General features: G+C 33.0%; 7 protein-coding genes. 3 read left to right on the forward strand and 4 right to left on the reverse strand.

Features of this window, described 5'->3' with window-relative positions; all coding sequences use genetic code 11:
- Positions 1–2,271: 2,271 nt before the first annotated feature.
- The 3 genes from P3F56_RS02765 to P3F56_RS02775 form a co-directional block, all read right to left on the reverse strand.
- Positions 2,272–3,117: a hypothetical protein gene (locus P3F56_RS02765; protein ID WP_281153282.1), complete on the reverse strand. Its 846-nt coding sequence runs from the start codon at positions 3,115–3,117 to the stop codon at positions 2,272–2,274.
- Between the two features lie 27 nt (positions 3,118–3,144).
- The gene (locus P3F56_RS02770) at positions 3,145–3,750 is read right to left on the reverse strand and encodes a DUF1517 domain-containing protein (RefSeq protein WP_281153283.1); all 606 of its coding nucleotides are present in this window, start codon (positions 3,748–3,750) and stop codon (positions 3,145–3,147) included.
- A gap of 72 nt (positions 3,751–3,822) precedes the next feature.
- Positions 3,823–5,235: a Ycf66 family protein gene (locus P3F56_RS02775; RefSeq protein WP_281153284.1), complete on the reverse strand. Its 1,413-nt coding sequence runs from the start codon at positions 5,233–5,235 to the stop codon at positions 3,823–3,825.
- A 175-nt stretch (positions 5,236–5,410) separates the two neighbouring features.
- Between P3F56_RS02775 and P3F56_RS02780 the strand changes: the two genes are divergently transcribed.
- Complete coding sequence (locus tag P3F56_RS02780; RefSeq protein WP_281153285.1) at positions 5,411–11,344, forward strand: translocation/assembly module TamB domain-containing protein; 5,934 nt, start codon at positions 5,411–5,413, stop codon at positions 11,342–11,344.
- Between the two features lie 615 nt (positions 11,345–11,959).
- Here the strand turns inward: P3F56_RS02780 and dnaK are convergent.
- Complete coding sequence (dnaK, locus tag P3F56_RS02785) at positions 11,960–13,885, reverse strand: molecular chaperone DnaK (protein ID WP_281153286.1); 1,926 nt, start codon at positions 13,883–13,885, stop codon at positions 11,960–11,962.
- 2,904 nt (positions 13,886–16,789) lie between these two features.
- Between dnaK and P3F56_RS02790 the strand changes: the two genes are divergently transcribed.
- Both P3F56_RS02790 and P3F56_RS02795 read left to right on the forward strand, forming a co-directional pair.
- On the forward strand, positions 16,790–18,037 hold the full coding sequence (locus P3F56_RS02790; RefSeq protein ID WP_281153287.1) for an MFS transporter: 1,248 nt from the start codon (positions 16,790–16,792) through the stop codon (positions 18,035–18,037).
- Between the two features lie 159 nt (positions 18,038–18,196).
- Positions 18,197–19,348: a glycosyltransferase family 4 protein gene (locus P3F56_RS02795; RefSeq protein WP_281153288.1), complete on the forward strand. Its 1,152-nt coding sequence runs from the start codon at positions 18,197–18,199 to the stop codon at positions 19,346–19,348.
- The last annotated feature ends 793 nt before the right edge of the window (positions 19,349–20,141 follow it).

A 20,141-nucleotide genomic window follows, 5' to 3' on the forward strand; every position in this document is an offset into this window, starting at 1 on the left:
AAATGAAAAAATACAAACAAAAAAGAAAAAAACAAGTAAATAAAAAGTAGAGATAATGATAAAAAATCTAGATAAATAATTATAAATGTTAAAGATCACATCTTTAAATTATTAGCAATCAATAAAAATATTTATTTTAGATAAATACAAAATTGTCAAAATAAACATCTCAATTTTACATTCATAATATTAATTAGTTTTACTAAAAAAATACTGATATAGGTAAACAAAAAAATTAACTGTAATCTTTAAATTAAATTTAAAAACTATATTTAAAATAATAATTATCTACCTTTATAGTGTTGAAATTAACCACCATAGTAATGAAATTAAGTCATAGATAGCATATTTATTAAGTTGCTAATTTTGATAATTACACGTCCTCTGCTAAGGAAAAATAATTTCCACTTATATAGATTTTACTTGTTATCATACCTAATCTAGAAGAGCCAATCTAATCAAGATTAGAAATTTAATTTTTAATTAGCAATCAATAATTTTCTTTATTAAGAAAAAGTCTCAGAAATAAATAGATTGTGTATTTTTTGTTAATTTTTTTGACGCTTATAGTAAAGACTATAGTTTGATTAGAGAAATTTAATTATGATTTACTGCAAACATACAATTAACAATTGAAGTAAGATTAAGTGTATTTTTAAATAACTTTTCTATCATCTACAATAAAAGAAATATATAATCCTCTATCTTCTCTCGCACCAATTTGCAAATATTTATTCGATAATACCTACATTTTTTAAAAAAGTTAGATATTACTTTCTAAAATTAATTTCTAGAAGTTTATTTATAAAAAATAAATTATTTTATCTAGCTGATTTAAAAGTAGTGAGCTACAAGGTAGATACATAAAATATGTCTAAATAATGTCTAATTAAATTTGAATTTAATTAGACATTATTTAGACATATCAATTACTTGATAGATTTGCCTCGATTTAAAGCTATATTTGATAGTTATTAATCAATAAATCTATCGGTAAGTTTAATATGTAGAATTTAGAATTCTACATATTAAACTTACTATATATAGTAGAAGAGATTAATTATAGTTTTTAGCTTCTACCTTTTGAGTTAATTGATCGATTTATCGAACAATTTTATACTTTTATTTAAACTAAAAAATAGGATGACTTAGTAAAATCTCTGTCAACGTTTTGAGCTCTTCAGTTTTTGTTATAAGTTTGTCTTTTACCTAGTTCTTTAATTCAAAGTCTCAACCTGAGATTACTGAACTATTTATAACTTTAAACTACAATGCAAAAAGATTAGTAAGGTTGTTGAAAACAGCGTCTACATATTTTCTAACTATTCAAAATCTAGGCAACATTTGTTTGAGTCAAATTTTTACAATAGACTGCTAACTTTTAATTAGTTTAAATCTGAAAAGTTAGGTAGGAGTTAACATAGTTAACATCCAGTCTCTTCTACTATTCTCCTAAAAGGGAATATTTTATGTAAGTAGTATAGTTCAAAATTAATGATATTTCCTACTCCTGATTGAGAAATTAAACTTTGAGATAACCAGACTTTATATAAACTTCTATTAGACCTCCCCTCAAAAAATTAATCAAACTAGCACTTATACTTTTTTATACTATTTAGATATAATTTAATGGAAAATTTGTCTATTGAAAAATCTAGCTTCATTCAAATATACCTTTCATTTTTATTATAGATATTTCTAGTTCTAGTTATTAGTTTCGTTAAAAAATTTAAATTTTTTCTGCTTATTTATATTTTTAATATTTAGTATTTATTTACTAATATAATTAAAATTATTACCCATGATCAAGCTATCTTTAGTTAGGTTCTATTTTTTTGCCTAAAAGAAATCAGCTATTTTTTATACTTAATTTTATTTTGTCTTTCCTTTTTGTTAGTGATTATTTATAATCTTAAATAGACGACAGAATTTTTTGGAGTCTTCCTTAGACTATTTCAATTGCTTTTTAGCGTATACTATTATGTATAAGGTTTTAAGATAACTGATAGCGCTCATTAGGCTATTTAATTACTTCTTTTTTAGTTATCAAACTGTCCAAATATTTTTATTTTTTACTACTTAATTGATTTATTTTTTCCTAGAACCTTCATTCATCAATATTTTTTGAAAATTTATACTTTATGAGATTGATAATCTTTAGTAAAAATATTACAAAGTTTTTTTCTTGCCATTTTTAATTTTTAAAAAGACAAAGCCTCTCCCTAAAAAAGAGAGGCTTGAAAACCGGTTTTTGCCTTAAAAGTTAGAGTTTTAGCGTCTTCTACTACCAAAACTACGAGAACGCGACCGGGGATAACTACTACCAAAACCACTCCTGCGTCGGGTAGTTGGTTTAGACCTTCCAGAGGTTTTTAGCCTACTCGACCCCACCCCTGAACCGCTTGATTGACTAGAATTAGGGGAACTTCTACTGGTTGAAGGAGATCGTCTTAGATTCCCTGAAGTCCGTAGGATTTCGCGATTTTGCACTGCTGCAGGGGGAGCATTGTATCTGCTTCGGTAGCTATCAACTGCTTGAGTATAGGTGTTTCCGTAACCTCCATATCCCCTAATGATACCTCCTGATTGATACATAGGAGGAACATAGTAACGAGGGCTAAATAGCAAGTTCCCTACCGCTTGACCCACTAACGCCCCAGCAAAAGGAGTCCAAAAATTAGATTCCCGGTGCACTACTACGCTTTGGGGTTGTCCAGTTTGAGGATTAGTTTGAGTTTCGGTTACGGTATGGACGTATTCAATTTTAAAGTCTTTGGTGAGGAACATGATAGCTTCATTTCCAGTAACCTCTACTGAGGTTTGGTCTCCATTAGCAATTTGTTCATCTGTCAATCGTGCCATTTGTAAGTCAGCAGTCCGATAGGCAGAAGATGTTCCTGCGGGTGTATTTAACAGCATCAGAGTATAGGTTCCATCGGCATCGTCATAGCTTGCCTGTTGGACTGGATAAGTTCCTTTATTCACTTGGTTAGGAGAAATAACCGATGAACTCTTTGAGGTGGAAGAAGACTGGGTTAAGGTAGTTGGTGAGCTACAGGCTACTGTCGTCCAACATAGGGCTACGATCATCAAAATAGTAATGAATCTGCGTGGCATAAGTTTAAATTATTAGATAAGGATTGATTATAAGGAAATTAGTTCTGAAAAATTAAGTAATAGCTGATCATTGGTAAGTTCATCACCTAATTGGGCGGGAGAAAAGTGGACTTGTATCGCTTCTAAAACCCCTTGATAATTAAGATTAATGAGAGCTTTAAGTCCTTCTTCTAGGGCTAGACGATCAGCTAGACTGGTCTCTAATTCAGGCGCTTCACCTTTAAAAGCTACTACGATCATAACAACCACATTACGAGTCATAGGAAGGGACAAAAGAGTGTTTTCCTCACTGGTAAAACTGTCAAACTCTGCTCCACTGAGATAACGTTGGGCAGAATCCGTAAATAATTCGGTGATATAATCTCCCGCCCCTTCTTCTTCCCAAAAAACATCTCCTTCATTGGCGGCTGATCGCCAATAAATAGACATCTCTAGGAGTTTTTGGCAGATGTTAGCTAAGCTCTCCCCTAACACCCCTAAATCCCCTTCGGATTCTAGGGCATCTTGGGCAGCCTGGTTGAGAACCCCTAAAAGGGGGGCGACTTCATCTCCGGCAAGATGGATAAAAATACGAGAAACTACAAAACGGTTCTTCCCTGTTAACTTATTAAAGCGATTACCTAAAGAACTCATAATAGTGTTTTCCTTGACTATAGAGAATTGAGTGGGAGAGAGGGAATTTTTTTAATTCATGACTTTTAACGGCTAATTTGATTTTTCATCGTTTTTATCTGACTTTCTATCTTCTTCTTTTTCTTGGGCAGAAATTTCGAACAGACCGGAAGTAGATGATTCTGTTTCAAGATCATCTGTGTCTAAGTTAGTCTCTTGGGAGTTTTCTATCATAAAAGATTCACTGATTTGAGATTGATCGTCTGCGATCATTGTTGGTGTCTCTTCAGATCCTTCTAGAGTAATTTCCTCCGAAACAATAGAGGTTTTTGAGGTTTCCTGTTTTTTTTCTTGTGGTTGTTTGAGCTCAAAAGTTTCTGGGGTGACTTCCGTCCCTTCAACAATTATTGTCGTTGCTTGGGGTTGTTCTGAAAGATCAAAATTTTCTTCCTTTATTTGTTGAGTTGCCGATTCTTCTTGCTCCCCTAATGCTTCTGTTACTTCATGTTCTATCACTGCTTTTTTTTCTTGAATTGCTTCAAACGTTTCGGGTCTCTCCAAAGCCTCAGAATTTTCCCAGTCTTCTTTTTCTATATCTAATTCCTGTCGGTTAGATGATTCAGTAATGATTTCTGATCGCGGTTGGGGTTTCGGTTTGATAAACCTAAGTAGAGAACTTAGAGAGAAGCCATTCTTCTTGGGTTTTTTGAGTTCTAATTCAATGGTGGTAGAGGATTCGGATTCTACAATAGAGGTTTCTATTGGTTCTTCTGTTGGTTCTCCCGTCGGTGAGGGTGAAGGAAGTTCTTTTTCGGTAGAGAATTTGGATTCTACAATAGGGGTTTCTATTGGTTCTTCCGTCAGTGGAGGTGAAGGAAGTTCTTCATCTGAAATGAACGATTTAGGTGTTTCTTTGGAAGAGGTTTCTACGGTTTTTGTTTCTCCTATTGGGGCAATTGCTTCTGCTGACTCTTGAATGAAGGTTTCTGCCATTTCTGGGAAGATATCTTCTTCTGTCACTTCTGCTGATTCTTGAATAAAAGTTTCTGCCATTTCTGGGAAAGTATCTTCCTCTGTAGATACTTCTTTAGAGATTGGCCGAGAAACTTCTCTCGTAAAGAGTTCCTTTGCTTGTGTTACTGTCTCTACTGCTGGAGATGGAATATCGGTAACAGTAGAGTTTGTTTTGTCTCCTAAACGGCTTTTTATCCAACTTAGGATGGAAAAACCAGTGAGAGCAGTTTTGTCCTCGGGATGAGCAAGCATCCTTCTCAACCGAACGGTTTGCCACCCGAAGGATACCATTAAGAGCACTGCCGCCGACTGTCCCAATAAGATTCCACCAGTGATGCGTTCAGCACATACCCACAAAACTAGGGCATAAAACAAACCAATACCACTCCAAAGAAAGTCGTCTTGGCGATGCAATTCTGGTAAAAAGAAAGCTGATAGATACAAAATTATGCTAGTGAAGGCGATGATAATTGCTAGGATGTAGGCCAACATCGAATGGGTTACTCCTTAGGTATTTTCTTTATCATTGTGAGGCATCTTGTCTCTTATTGTTCATCAGATTCATAATCCAGTTTTTCACTTAAGTAAGTTAGATTAGTTACTAAATTCTTTGACTGCGGTTGTCTCCTCACACTTGATATTGTTTTTAAACCGTTAAAAAACCTTCATGAGTCAATCGCCGCTTCCTCCTGATTCTCCGTCAAACTATTGGATTCGTCTGCTAAAAATAGCTAAAAACCCGTATAATGTCGCGATTGGGCTTGCTTCTGTAACCATTATTATCATTAGCTACACAGGGTTACGTCTTTTTCTTCAAAAATATCTTCCTCCTTGGTTAGAAAAACAAGTTAGTTACTTGATTAATCGTCCTGTTGATATTGATGAACTTCAAGGTTTTTCTCTAACTCATCTTTGTCTAGGATCCACTTCTGTGCCACAAACCTCTGACCATCCTAATCAACTTACGGCCAGTCGTGTTGTCGTTCACTTTGATATCATTGCTGTTTTATTCAAACGAACTTTAGTGATTAAAATTGTACCTGAAGATGTTGAAGTTGAGCTACATCAATATTCCGAAGGAGATTTACTCAGGGGAGAGATAACAGATGAAATTATTCCTCTAAAGTTAGACCTTGCTTTTGATATTACAAATGTTGAAATTAATGTCTTTCCTCAAGGTACAAATAATCTATTTACAACAACTTTAAATGGACAAGCAAGGTATAGTGAAGTTAAGAAAGCAAAGTGGGATTATGATCTTGATTTAGCTTTGCTTGGTAGTGAAATTTCTCTCGAAGGAGAAACAGTTATTGATACCAAAGAAAGTCAGGTAAAAATAGCTATTTCTAAGTTAGATTTTAGTCAACTAATGCCTCTTGTTATCAATCCTCATGTTCAATTAGATCAAGGAGATATCGAAGCAAATATCAATCTCAATTTTCCTTCTACTGAAAGATTATCTGAAACCAAAGCTAAAGGGACAGTTAACTTAGGTAATTTCAAAGGAAAAACTAATTTTTTTGAGAAGCCTTTGCAAGTCTTTGCCAATATTTCTTTTCAAAAGAAAAAAATTTTTATTAAAAAAACTCAAGTAAATTTAGGTAATATTACCACTAGTTTATATGGTCAATATGATTGGAATACTGGATTTGATTTAGAAGCCAATATTAGTGGGTTAAGCGAGAAAAATATTGAGCAAGTATACCCAATTGAATTGCCTATAGAAGTTAAGGGAGAATTACAAGCTAAATTGAACTTAATAGGAACGCTTAATGCCCCTTTTTTAAGAGGAAGAATAAAAAACAAAGAAATTATAGAAGTCGCTCAAACTAAACTTGAGAAGATTACTATTGATTTTCAAAGTAATTTGGATAATTTTTTATTGAAAAATTTATCAGTTATCCCTGAGGTCGGGGGGTGGATTACTGCCCAAGGTATGGCTAAACCTAAAATTATTCAATCTCTTATGAATGGCAAGTCAATTGATTGGAATAACATTCCTTTTGAATTAGTTTTTAAGACTGAACTGCCAAGTCAAAAATTAGTTAATGACTATTATAAATTACCAATAACAGTAAATTTAAATAACCTAGAAGTACAAGGGGATATCAATGGAAGTTTTGCTAATCCTAAAGGCTTAATAAAATGGAATACAGCTGGAAGTTTAAATAAAGCCAATACTGAAATTATCAGTCAAGGCAATATTTTAATAGATAAAAATAATGTCATTCTTAAAAATATAGAGTTAGTGACGCAAAGAGGGAGAGTAATTATAAATGCTAGTGGGAATTTAGAAAGTAAAAAATGGCAAGCTTACTTAAATTCTAACTCTCTAGATTTAACTCCATTTACTTCAGTAATTTGTAGTGTAAGAAATATAAAATGTCCCGATAATATTTTTCTAAAAAATGCCAATCTTAACATAAGAGGTCGCCTTAATAAACTTTGGAAAAAATCGTTTAATTTTTCATCTAATTTGGCCCTGGTTTTGGACGACGGTAATATTATTATTAATAGTCAGTTAAAACAAACTAAATTCACAACATCAGCAACGGGATTACAATTACCTTTAAGTCTATTATCAGCTAATATTTTTATTCCAATTACATTAAAAAAATATCAATTTAATTTATCAGGAAATATAGAAGAAATTTTACAGAAATCAACCATTGATATTAATGCAATTAAAGGTCATTCTAATTTAGAAGTAGAAATAGCTAAAAGTCTCCTGAATGCTCAAGTAACCTGGCAAAATGGATCTCTTAAAGGAAACGCTGAGCTGAGATATTTATCTCTCAACCAATTTTTACCTCAGCTAGCAATTCCTGTTCAATTAACTAATAGTAAGATTACCTTTATAGGTAGTCTACAATCGCTACTATCTTTGGGTAAAACTCCCAATTTTAATGACTTTCAACTAAATGCTGACACACAGTTTAAAATTGCTGATGGAACCATTACAGCTATTAGTAAATTAAACCAAGGACAAATAACTGTTAATGCGATAGCTACCCCTCTATTAGTTACTAATCTTTTACCTCAAGTATCTATCCCTATTAAAGTCAAAAAAACAGAAATTAATTTAATAGCTTATTTACCTGATTTACTAGCTTTTGATTTAAATACGGTGCAAGGTAATGCTCAGATAGAACTCGGAATTGCTGAAAAAGAAATTACCACATCAATCAAACTTATTAATAATCAATGGAAAACTAATATTATTATTGATCAACTAATTTTATCGACCTGGAAAAATAAATTATTTGCAAATAAAGAGATTGAACCAATTGATGCAGAAATAGACCTATCAGGAACTTTAGAATCGTTATTCTCGCCTAATTCCATAATTCCCATTCAAGCTAATAATTTTTTAGTAAAAATAGGAGAGCAAAACATAAAAGCTAATGGGAATATAACCTTGACTAATCTTCTCAACAATCCTGATATTGCTTCTGTTAATTTAAATATTGAGACCCAAGCTGATTTGAGAATTTTACCTATTGCAGAATTGTTGTCAAAGATTCCTATTAACAAACAACTTTTACCACAAGCTATTAATTTAGCAGGAAAAGGTAAATTTAAAGGTCATTTAGTTGGACAAAATATATTAACTTCTCCTCTATTTAATAGCAATTTTCAATTAAAAGGAAATTTAACTTTATCAAATCTTACATTTAATGAATTAAATTTTGAACCGATTTTAAAGGGAGAAATTGATTTAGTAACAGGACAAAATATTTCACTTGATTTGCGAGGAAAAAAAGATGTTATTACTGCTATTTTAACTTCCTGTTCACAACAAAAATGTTTGCTACCTTATATTCCATACTCTTTTGAAATAAGCCAAAAATATAGAAATTATTTTCCAATCACTGTTAAAGGAAATCGTCAGGGTGATCGCCTAGTTGCTAATATTCAAAACTTTCCCTTAAAACAATTAAAATTATCCCCAATTAGTAATTATGGTTTAACCGACTATTTAGGAGGAAGAGTTAATCTTAATTTAGAAATTGATTCATTAACTTTAACAGGTAGAGGAAAACTAGATATTATCAATCCTAATTTAGGTGAAGTTTTTGGAGATAAATTGCAAATTAATTGGGTTTACCAGAATGACTATATCAGTTTTAAAAATACGACCTTAATTTTAGGAAAAAGTAACTATATTATTAGTGGTCAAGTAGCATTAAAAACAGGAAAAATTCAAGGAAATCTAAAAGTAGATAAAGGTTATATTCAAGAAATCTTAACCGCACTAAAAATTTCTAATTTTGACAGTCTCTCACGATTTTTAAAATTTAAAAAAGATTCTTCAACACATTTTAAACAAGTGATTCCTAAACCAGTTGGGGATGTAAATGCACTGCTTTCAGAGCAAGTCAATCAGTTGTGGGAAAATGATCAAAAAATTAGGGAAATTGCGATTGAAAGACAAGCTAGCAAATTACCACGAGAATTAGACATTAAAGGTAAATTTAATGGAGAAATATCCTTATCAGGAACTCTCAAAGCCCCAGAAATAACCTTTCAATTTGAAGGAGAAAGTTGGGAATGGACATCTCAACTACCAACCCCATCTATCATTAATCCTTTAGGTTTTGTCCTGGAAGATTCTCCAGTAATTCATCTCGAAAAGTTGGAAATTAAAGGAAAGATAGAAAATGGAATTGTTAACATAAATCCTATGATCAAGCTCAAGGAAAGTTTAATTAAAGCTAATCTTAACTTAACTTATGACAACAATAAGTTTGACTTGCAACCTTCAACTTTTAGTCTTAACAATCTAACTCTAGATACAATACGTAGCTTAATAACTATTCCTGGGGATCTTAATGGCAGTATTAATATGGCAGGCAACCTCACTGGAAGCTTAATAAAACCAGAAATTAACGGAATATTTGATTTAGAGAAAGTAGTCATTAATGCCCGATTACTTAGAAAAAGTTTCCAAGGTAATTTTGCCTATAAAAATGCACAATTAGAACTACAAATAGATAAGCCAGATTTTATTCGAGCTTATGCTCGCCTTCCCTTACCTATTGAGATAAATAATGATAATCGATTTAAAATAAATGTTCTACTAGAAACTGAGGCATTTTCTCTACTAGAAATTCTAACTCAAGAACAAGTAAGTTGGGTTGATGGAGAGGGTAAAATAGCTCTTGATATGAGTGGTAAAATCACTATTAACGATGAAGTAAAAGTTAGTTTCGATCCTAACAGTCGGTCAATTATAGATTTGAATTTAATTACAATTAAAAGTTACTTGTTGCCAAATACTTTAACTTTAAATGGTAAAGTAGCTATACAAAATGGCAGAATTAAAGTAAATAAATTAACAGGTAAAATTGGAGAAATAACTATTAACACTATGGGGGTACTCCCCCTATTTAATTCATCACTTAAGAACATTGACAGCACCATTCCTTTAAGCATTACTTTAACCCAAGATCAAGTAACCTTTAATAATTTATATCAAGGAATTGCTAATGCATTAATTCTTATCAAGGGAACAGTTTTTAGTCCTATAATTGAAGGAGAAATACAGTTAAATCAAGGTAAAATTATAGTTCCTGATTTTATTTCTAATATTTATGAGCAACCAGAATCACCAATTGTAAAAGAGTGGATAAGAAGGATTAGTCCCCTAGAAGAAGTTGTTATTCTTCCAAAATTTAATGACTTTAGAGTTTCAATTAAAGAAGTTGCAATTGAGCAAAAAACTATTAGCCCAAAATTTGTTTTTAACGTTAGTGGAAATTTAAGTTTAAGTGGTCAATTAGCTAGTTTTTCTCTACCAGGATTACTTGCTATAAAACCATCGGGAACAGTTTATATCAATAATGGGAAAGTGGATATTCCTGTAACTCGTGTTTTTATCTCTCGTCAATCTAATAATACTATTACTTTTTTGCCACAAAAAGGGTTGTTAAATCCCTATATTAATTTAGAATTTAAACTTTATATATTGAATATTGCTTTAAGAGCAATTAATGCGAATGAAGTTGCTGATGATATTGTTCAAAGTGGTCGTTCCCAATCAGTGGAAATAACTCTAGGAATCAAAGGAGATGCTAACCAATTACTTCCTAATCTCGGCACTAAATTAGAAGAACTTTGTAAACTAAGGCCAGATAATTATCGTCCTATTCCCCAAACTTCAGCCATTGATCCTAATAAATTGAGACAATTAGCTAACTGTATTAAGGTCAATAATTTAGGTACTAATTCCGTTCGAGATTTGCTACAATCTCCTATTGTTTCTTTTTCTAGTAGTCCTCGTTTAAGTAGTAGTGAGTTACTAACACTTTTTGGGAAACAACTTCCTAATTTAGTCGAACAATTACAGCAACAAAATTCAGCCCAATTAGTAGAAGCAGGACTACCTCAAGTAGCAGTGGTCCTGTTTCCCTTTTTACAAGATTGGCTTTTTGAGCTTAATGAAGCAACTAATCAAGTAGGAAAAGAATGGGGGATAGAAAATTTGCGCTTATATCCCGTCTTAGAAAAAGTCTATGAACTTGAAGATGATTCAATAATTCGTTTTTCCTATGATTATTCATTTAATGAAGTAATCATCCGTTATGAGAATAAATTTTAATAAAACTTTCAACTCAGATCATGTATCTCGTCAAACATCAAACTGTTTCAGTCGGAAATAGGAAATAGACGATAGGGAATGGTTATAAAAATTTATGATTTCTTTACTACTAATTTAAAATGAGTTCCACGAGATCTAAAAACACGGTTGTTATTTTCAATATTTGAGTTAAAATCCGATTAGGTTGACAAACATTCAAAATAGTAACTATCAATAATCAAGACCATAACGATTGTTTAAGAACAGCAGAAGGCGAGGACGAGGCTAGTTTATATTTTGAGCCTAAATCATAGAAAAGGTTTTTAAATTAAATAGGAATAAGCAATAAGTAAAATTAAATAATTAACAAAAAAAATCTGAACACTTTGATTTTTCAAACGTTCAATCCGAGAAATATTTCAAGTTAAGTGTTAACTTTTTAAATAAAAGAAAGCTTACGAATTTAAATTTTATTAATCAATTTTACTAACTTTGTCTCTCTTTAAAATTTCGTTAAGCTCATATTTTATTTCTTATTTTTTTCTTACTGATATAATATTTCATTTTAATAAATCTTGGAAACTCTTCCCTTTTACAAGTTGGAGTTTCCAAAACTGAAACTAGGTGAGAAATGAATTATTTAGTTTCTGAAAATTCAGCATCAATCACATCATCGCCACCTTCAGAAGAACCGCTATAACCCTGACTGGAACCTGTCTGACCCCCAGGTGTTGTGCCCTCAGAAGGAGTTTGTCCACCAGCTTGTTGATAAACACTAGTACCAATACTATAGAGAAGTTGCTGTAAATCTGGCATGACGGTTTTGATGGTTTCTTCATCTTCTTTGTCGATAGCTTCTCTGAGTTGACTAATCAATCCTTCAGCCTTAGTTTTATCAGCTGCAGGGATTTTATCTCCTAATTCTTTGAGTTGCTTATCTGCTTGATAGACCAAAGAGTCAGCCTCATTTTTGCGGTCAATTTTTTCTCGACGTTCCTTATCAGCTGCAGCATTTGCTTCAGCTTCTTGTACCATACGATCAACTTCTGCATCAGGTAAGGTAGAAGCACCAGTAATACTAATAGACTGTTCTTTACCTGTTCCTTTATCTTTTGCGGTTACATTAAGAATACCGTCCGCATTAATATCAAAGGTAACTTCAATTTGAGGAATGCCACGGGGTGCAGGAGGAATACCATCAAGACGAAAAGTTCCTAAACTCTTGTTATCCCGCGACATTTCCCGTTCTCCTTGAAGAACGCTAATTTCCACGTTTGCTTGTCCATCTTGTGCGGTAGAAAATACCTCAGATTTTTTGGTAGGGATAGTAGTATTACGGGGAATAATTTTGGTCATGACACCACCAAGGGTTTCTACCCCAAGAGATAAAGGTGTTACGTCAAGGAGCAGGATATCTTTAACTTCTCCGGCTAGGACACCTCCTTGAATTGCTGCACCTACAGCAACTACTTCATCTGGGTTAACTCCTTGGTTGGGGTCTTTTCCTAAAATTTTTTTAACTAGTTCTTGCACGGCAGGAATGCGAGTAGAACCACCCACTAAGACGACTTCGTCAATATCACTATTGTTGACTTTGGCATCCTTCATAGAATTTTGCACAGGAATCCCACAACGATCAATTAAATCAGAACAGAGATCCTCAAATTTAGCTCGTGTTAAAGTTGTATCAAGGTGTTTGGGTCCCTCTTGAGTGGCTGTGATAAAAGGAAGGTTAATTTCGGACTGGGTAACGCCAGATAGTTCAATTTTTGCTTTCTCTGCGGCTTCTGTCAGACGTTGTAGAGCTTGCTTATCTTGTCTTAAGTCTACCCCTTCTTTTGCCTTGAATTCTGCAGCTAAGTAGTCCACAATTTTTTTGTCGAAATCGTCTCCTCCTAGATGAGTATCTCCAGAGGTGGCTAGTACTTCAAAAACACCATCCCCGACTTCTAGGATGGAAACGTCAAAAGTCCCTCCCCCTAAATCAAATACTAAGATAGTTTCGTTACTTTTTTTGTCTAACCCATAAGCCAAAGATGCTGCAGTAGGTTCGTTAATAATACGTTTAACTTCAATTCCAGCAATCTTCCCTGCGTCTTTGGTAGCTTGACGCTGAGAGTCGTTGAAGTATGCGGGAACGGTGATAACTGCTTCTGTAACTGTTTCTCCTAAATATTTACTCGCATCGTCCACTAATTTACGGAGAACTTGGGCAGAAATTTCTTCAGGGGCAAATTGTTTCCCTTGCGATGGACAGTCTAATTTAACGTTACCATTGCTGTCTTTGTCAACTTTATAGGAGACTTCCGTGGTTTCAATGTTGACTTCGCTGTGTTTACGTCCGATGAAGCGTTTAACGGAATAAAATGTATTTTCAGGGTTCATCACCGCTTGACGCTTAGCAATTTGTCCTACTAAGCGATCACCATTTTTAGCATAAGCTACGACTGAGGGGGTGGTACGAAATCCTTCAGCATTGGCAATGACAGTAGGTTTTCCTCCTTCCATAACCGCCACGCACGAGTTGGTAGTTCCTAAGTCAATTCCAACAACTTTTCCCATATTAAGTACAACTCCAAGATAATTATAAGAATGAACTGATACTGAACTTGAATAAAAACCATATAATATTTCAGGGATTATATTAAGTAAGTTCAGTCACCCATATCTATAGTGACGGTAGTGGGTCAGTCTTCGGTAGTGTAGTTTTCCGAACCTAAGATGACGGGTGGAAAAACAGGCAAGAAATAAAAGACAAGAGTAAAAGGTCAAAAGTTCAAGCTAACTTAGTATGAAAAACATTTAATTCACGCAACTTATTTCCATATTTCTATAATAAATGACAAAAGAATGTAGTACAAAATAATTTGTCTGAATACATTCAGATAAAAATAGATAGTCATATTGACTGATGCAGAATTAACTAGTGAAATGAAGAATCAAAAAACTTCAGATTCAAAAACAGATAAAATTTTAAAATATATCAGCTCTCTTTTATTAAGAGGCTTAAGTTCGCTATTAATAACCGTTCTTTTTTTTAGTTGAAATATGCATTTATATTGTTTATATACTTGATCATACTACATTTTTGAGCCATAAGAAATAGCTTTTAATATACTTTATTTATATTTTTTTATTTGTTGATCGTTCTTAATTTTAAGAAAAATATATTTACCTTTATACGAAGTATAGTTACAGTTTAATACTAAAAAGTCACAGAATATTTTACCAATGTAACAAGTTATTTTTTGATTTAATTAAATGTTTAACAGTCTCCATGAACTTATTGATCATCTACTAACGTCTATAATCTCTCTCTTGACTCTAATTATAGAGAGTAAGCCAAGAAATATTCTCTAGTAACTTCTGGAGAAAAATTATCTTTTTTTAGATGTCATACGCCACTATCGTATATACAATAAGATTTTTTTATACGTTCCTATATTTTTAGATCAATGTTAATCAACTAAATTCAGCCATTTTGTATTTACTTTTAGAATTTTATTCCATAAGGTTTTTCCAGTTGGTAATTTAATAAATCAATGGATACATGACTATATATACTCCCAGCCTACCATAGCAATTGGTCTTTTAAAAATGAGACTAGAAGTTTTTATTCTAGTTAATTTTAATCGTACTCTAGGTTCATCAAAACATTTAACTATTTTTAGTGTTAAGAAAACTTTTTTTAGTTTCAATATTTTTTAAAAAATTTTTTTATTTTATTTAAAAATTTTTCTTTTATTCTGTCTATATTCATCTATTGTATAATTTTAATTATAATTAGTAGTTTAATTGTTAAAGTGATTTATCAGTTGATAAAAGTGCTTATTTCCCTCTTCACTTCAAATTATTTTCGATATATTTTAGTTTTTTTACTCTATATATTTTGTCATATTTTTTTAGATTTTTAGTTAATTTTTTCCAGGGAGCATATTTTTTTATAATTTATTTTCAGGATATTTTTAATAGTAAATATTATCTTCTTGATTTTAGATTATTTTGAGCTATAGAATTAAAAATTTTATAGCTCAAAATAACAGTATCTTGTCAACCAATTATTTTTATTTATTACTAAATAGATTACTTAATCGATAGTTTGATTGAATTTCATGTATTTTACTTCCGTTAATTTTACAAAAATTATTTAACTTTTAAAGATTAATTTTAAATATGGTTAAATTTAGATCAGAAAAATAGGAGTATAAAGTACTATTATTGTTTCAATAGATTCCATAAAATTATCCATTATTACACGAGCTTTTAGCGACAGTTATGGTATTGTAACTTTTATTGCATCGGAAAGAAACACTTCTTTATTTATCCATTCTTCACAAGTAAAATAAGCCAAAATTCGAGGTAAAAAACGCTTCAATTAACGTAATATTTTTCCTGAGTCCGTTTCCCTTTAGTTGCTATGACATGGTGACTAGTCATAGCTAGACTAACCCAAATTTTGTCAATGAAACTAGATATGAAAATTGAAGTTTTCAAAGTATCTTATTACTATTTTCTTCTCAAAGCTTTAAATTTATTTATATAAATAATTGTAGGCTTATCTTTTAAATAAAGTTATTTTTAAACTAGATTAAGCATGATTAAAATATCAACTTCAACATCTGTTTCTCTGTGTAAAGTGAGTACTAGATTCTTGTAGAGACATATCGTTATCTTGTTCTTTAATTGTTCTATGATATCGAGTTTCTATGCCTGGATTAAAGGAGGAGTTTCTTGTCCATAAGGAAATGTTTTTATACTTTTTATTGATTTAATAATACCAATATCCAAAAAACCATAAATAATTTAAAAAGAATCTACTACTAGTTGAGTTGATTAATTCGTATTATTGTTAGTTTCTATAATTTTTTTAGTAGTAAATATAAAGTATAGTTATATTTTTTTGTTTCTTCACTCTAATGTTTCTAAATAAAAACCACTATCAGTTTAAATGTCTCCTCACAAATGGCTTATCCTAACTAAAGGCAATGATTAACGCTCAACAGGTGAGATCACCTCAGGTTGATGGAACTTTTGGGTAGAAGTCATTGATCTAGGTTATCCTTCGATCAAAAGTTTACCCTGGAAATCTCTGAGCCTTTCTGCTCAAAATCAGGATATTTATCAAAGGAAACAAATTTTGATTATCGACTCATCTCAACCTGAGAATCTATCCGGTGCTTAGAGTATTCCGAGCAATTGACAACTAAAATTATGGTACTGGTACTTTTTTTTAAATACAGGGAAATTTAGGGAACTCTCTAGATACATCCCTATCGCTGGCCTTGTGCTTGGAATTCTTCCAGGCGTGAGTAACTATCGTTTTCAAGAGATTTGTTAGCTATAGGTTTTTGTTAGGTCTTCCTAAGACAAAGATGAAACTTTAACTCATGGTAACTTTTAGGGTCATTTTGATGATTATGTGTTAAAAATGACTAAAAGAACCCCCTTACCTGTCCACTTTAATCCGTGACTATTCTCAATACCTTTAGATCTCTTGACCAAGATAAACGACGTAACTTTTCACTGTTATTTAGTACTAATCTACTGTTTTGGACGAGTTTAACCAGTCTTCTTCCTACCCTACCTATTTATATTGAAGATATTGGCGGGACAACTACTCAAATTGGGTTAGTCATGGGAAGTTTTGCTATTGGGTTAATTGGTTCTCGCACTGGGTTAGGATACTTAGCTGATGGATATAGTCGTAAATCAGTAGTTCGCATTGGTATGTTAGTCGCCACACTTGCTCCTATCGGCTATCTTTTAGTTGAGTCTGTTTGGCCATTGATGGCTATTCGCACCTTTCACGGCGTTAGTTTAGCAGCTTTTACCACCGGTTATAGTACGTTAGTAATAGATTTATCTCCTATTAAACAGCGAGGACAACTCATAGGTTATATGAATTTGGGAGCTCCAATTGGTATGGCAATTGGCCCAGCTATGGGGACTTTTTTAAAGGAATCTCAGGGATATCAATCGTTCTTTTTAACAACTGCTGGCATCGGGTTTTGGGGTTATCTACTCGTTTCTCAGATTCGGGAGAAACCCCGTCATTGTGACATAAACGTAGACTCAACGATATCTTATGTACCTCCTCGAAATTTTAAGCAATTGTTAAGTAGTCCCTCGATTTTGGTTCCAGCTCTTATTCTATTATTAATTGGATTAGTATTTGGGACGTTATTGGCATTTTTACCGCTATTTTTACGGGAAACTGCCTTGGGATTAAGTGCAGGCTTGTTTTACACTACCGTTGCTATTGCGAGTTTCATTATGCGGCTTGTTTCAGGACAAGCGTCTGATCGCTATGGTAGAGGACTATTTATTACTGTTAGTCTTGTCTGTTACGTTATTTCTATGGGTTTATTAACCCAAGCTCACAGTGCCAGGGACTTACTCCTAGGAGCTATTTTTGAAGGAATGGGGGGGGGAATGCTAATTCCAATGATGATTTCACTTATTTCTGATCGATCTTCTCCTTCTGAACGGGGTCGAGTTTATTCGGTATGTATGGGAGGATTTGACTTGGGACTAGCCATAGCTGGTCCAATTTTAGGAATTTTGGGACAAATGATAAGTTATCGTTTCATGTTTGCTTTATCTGGTAGTTTAGCCAGCATCGCCATAATATTATTTATGAGTCAGTCTAATAAAAGTTTTAAACATTCCCTACGTTTTGCTCTGGGACAGGAAAAGGATTTATATTCCCAGTAAAAGAATTAGGCTGAGTAATCAACCTCATCAATTTTTTTCTAGGGATCAATTCTCAAATGTCTAGGTTTGGGATTGGTTTTTCCTCTGCACACTGATGTAATTAAATGTTAATTTACGGTATATTTAATCTATTTAACTTAATTCAATCTCTTTATCTGAATGCATATTGCTTGGCTAGGGAAAAAATCCCCTTTCTGCGGAAATGTTACCTATGGTCGGGAAGTGACTAATGCACTTCTAGATCGAGGATATAACGTTAGTTTTCTTCATTTTGCTCAAGAAGAGGTCCGTTCGTCTAATTGGCCTGATTGTCCAGAAGTTTTTCTTCCCTTTCTATATAAATCCCAGATTTATACGATTCCAACACCAAGATCAAACAGAATTTTGATGCAGTCTTTGGAAGATATAAAACCTGATTTGGTTCATGCTTCTCTAACCCTTTCCCCTTTAGATTTTCGACTTCCTGAAATTTGTCAAGCTCTCAATTTGCCTCTGATAGCAACCTTCCATCCTGCCTTTGATAGTAAACTTCGTAATCTTAAATCAAGTACTCAATTTTTGACTTATCAATTTTATGCACCATTTTTAGCTCACTATGATAAAGTAATCGTTTTTTCTCAGTTACAACGAGATTTGCTAATTAAACTAGGAGTTCCTACTGAAAAATTAGAGGTAATTCCTAATGGAGTACATACAGACAAGTATTCTCCTGGTGTTTCTCATCTTAAACCTAAGTTTTTTGCTAAACGTCTTTTCGTTTATGTAGGACGCATCGCTACCGAAAAAAATGTCGAAGCTTTGCTCAAGGCTTGGAAACATACTAAAATGGGATCGAAGAGCAAACTGCTCATAGTGGGAGATGGTCCTCTAAAAGCCTCGTTAGAGCCGTTCTACGGAACTGAATGTGGTATCCATTGGTTGGGGTTTGTAGCTGATGAACAACAACGCATCGACATCCTACGGGGAGCTGATGTGTTTATCCTTCCCTCGTTAGTGGAAGGGTTGTCTCTGTCCCTTCTTGAAGCCATGTCCTGTGGGTTAGCTTGTGTAGCGACGGATGCGGGAGCCGATGGGGAAGTCTTGGCTGACGGAGCGGGAATTGTGCTTAATACACAGGGTGTGACCACTCAATTAAAAACTTTGCTCCCTTTATTTCAAGATCACCCCGATATAACTCAACTTTTAGGACAAAAAGCACGACAACGAGTTTTAGAAAAATATAATCTCAGTGATAACATCATCCACTTAGAACGAGTATATAGTCAGGTGCTACAACAGTCCAGTTTTACTATTCTGGGTTCTTTATTTTAAACTTCGAATCAAAGAGTAACTGTAGTCTTAAATTGTGACCTTTGTTTTCAATGAACTACTCCGTACCAAGATTATAGTAAACTATTTTGAGTCAAAAACCCTCATTTTTCTATTTTCAGGAAAGCGATGGGTGATTACCTCGAGTGTACTGGTATTCAGAGCCGTGGGGACCACACAAAATTTAACCCCTTAAATCAAGTCAAACCCAGTCATTAGAATCAGTTGTCTCTCAACAGTTGTGCCGTCTCAGATATAGTCAGTAGGAAGATCGAAGTGGACTAGCAAGCGGTGGGTCTAGCCCAAGTAAATTTAGCCATTATCAAAATAGATGGAAAATTAAAAAAATTTAAGTGCCAAAAGCTGCTATTGAATGCTTAGAAGCTAGATCAGTCGGGAAATGTCCACTAATTCAGACTACTTTTGCACGTCTCAAAAGGAAATTGATTGGGGAAAAACAGCAATAAACCATCGTTATTAAACGCTTAGAAGCTGAATAAAAATATGTAAGATAGGAGGAAGCTGTGAAATCTCAGCTATCAATGGGGTGGTTTTTGACTTGGAGTTAGATAAGCGTCAGTTATCTTTAGATAAAGTTAGAGAGATCTAAAGAAAAATTCAAGAAAAACCAAACAAAACTATTAATATAGTTACCGAACAAATCCAAGAAAAAAAGCCCCATTGACTAAAAAAATAATGGTTTAACTCGAGCGATAAAATAGACAAAAGCCACCTTAAATCGTGTTGCTAAAGTTCGTGTTGTTGATGTCTAAAAAGTCCAAATAGAAGTCAGTAA

This window comes from cyanobacterium endosymbiont of Epithemia clementina EcSB (assembly GCF_029919255.1).
In the GTDB taxonomy this organism is placed as follows: Bacteria; Cyanobacteriota; Cyanobacteriia; order Cyanobacteriales; family Microcystaceae; genus Rippkaea.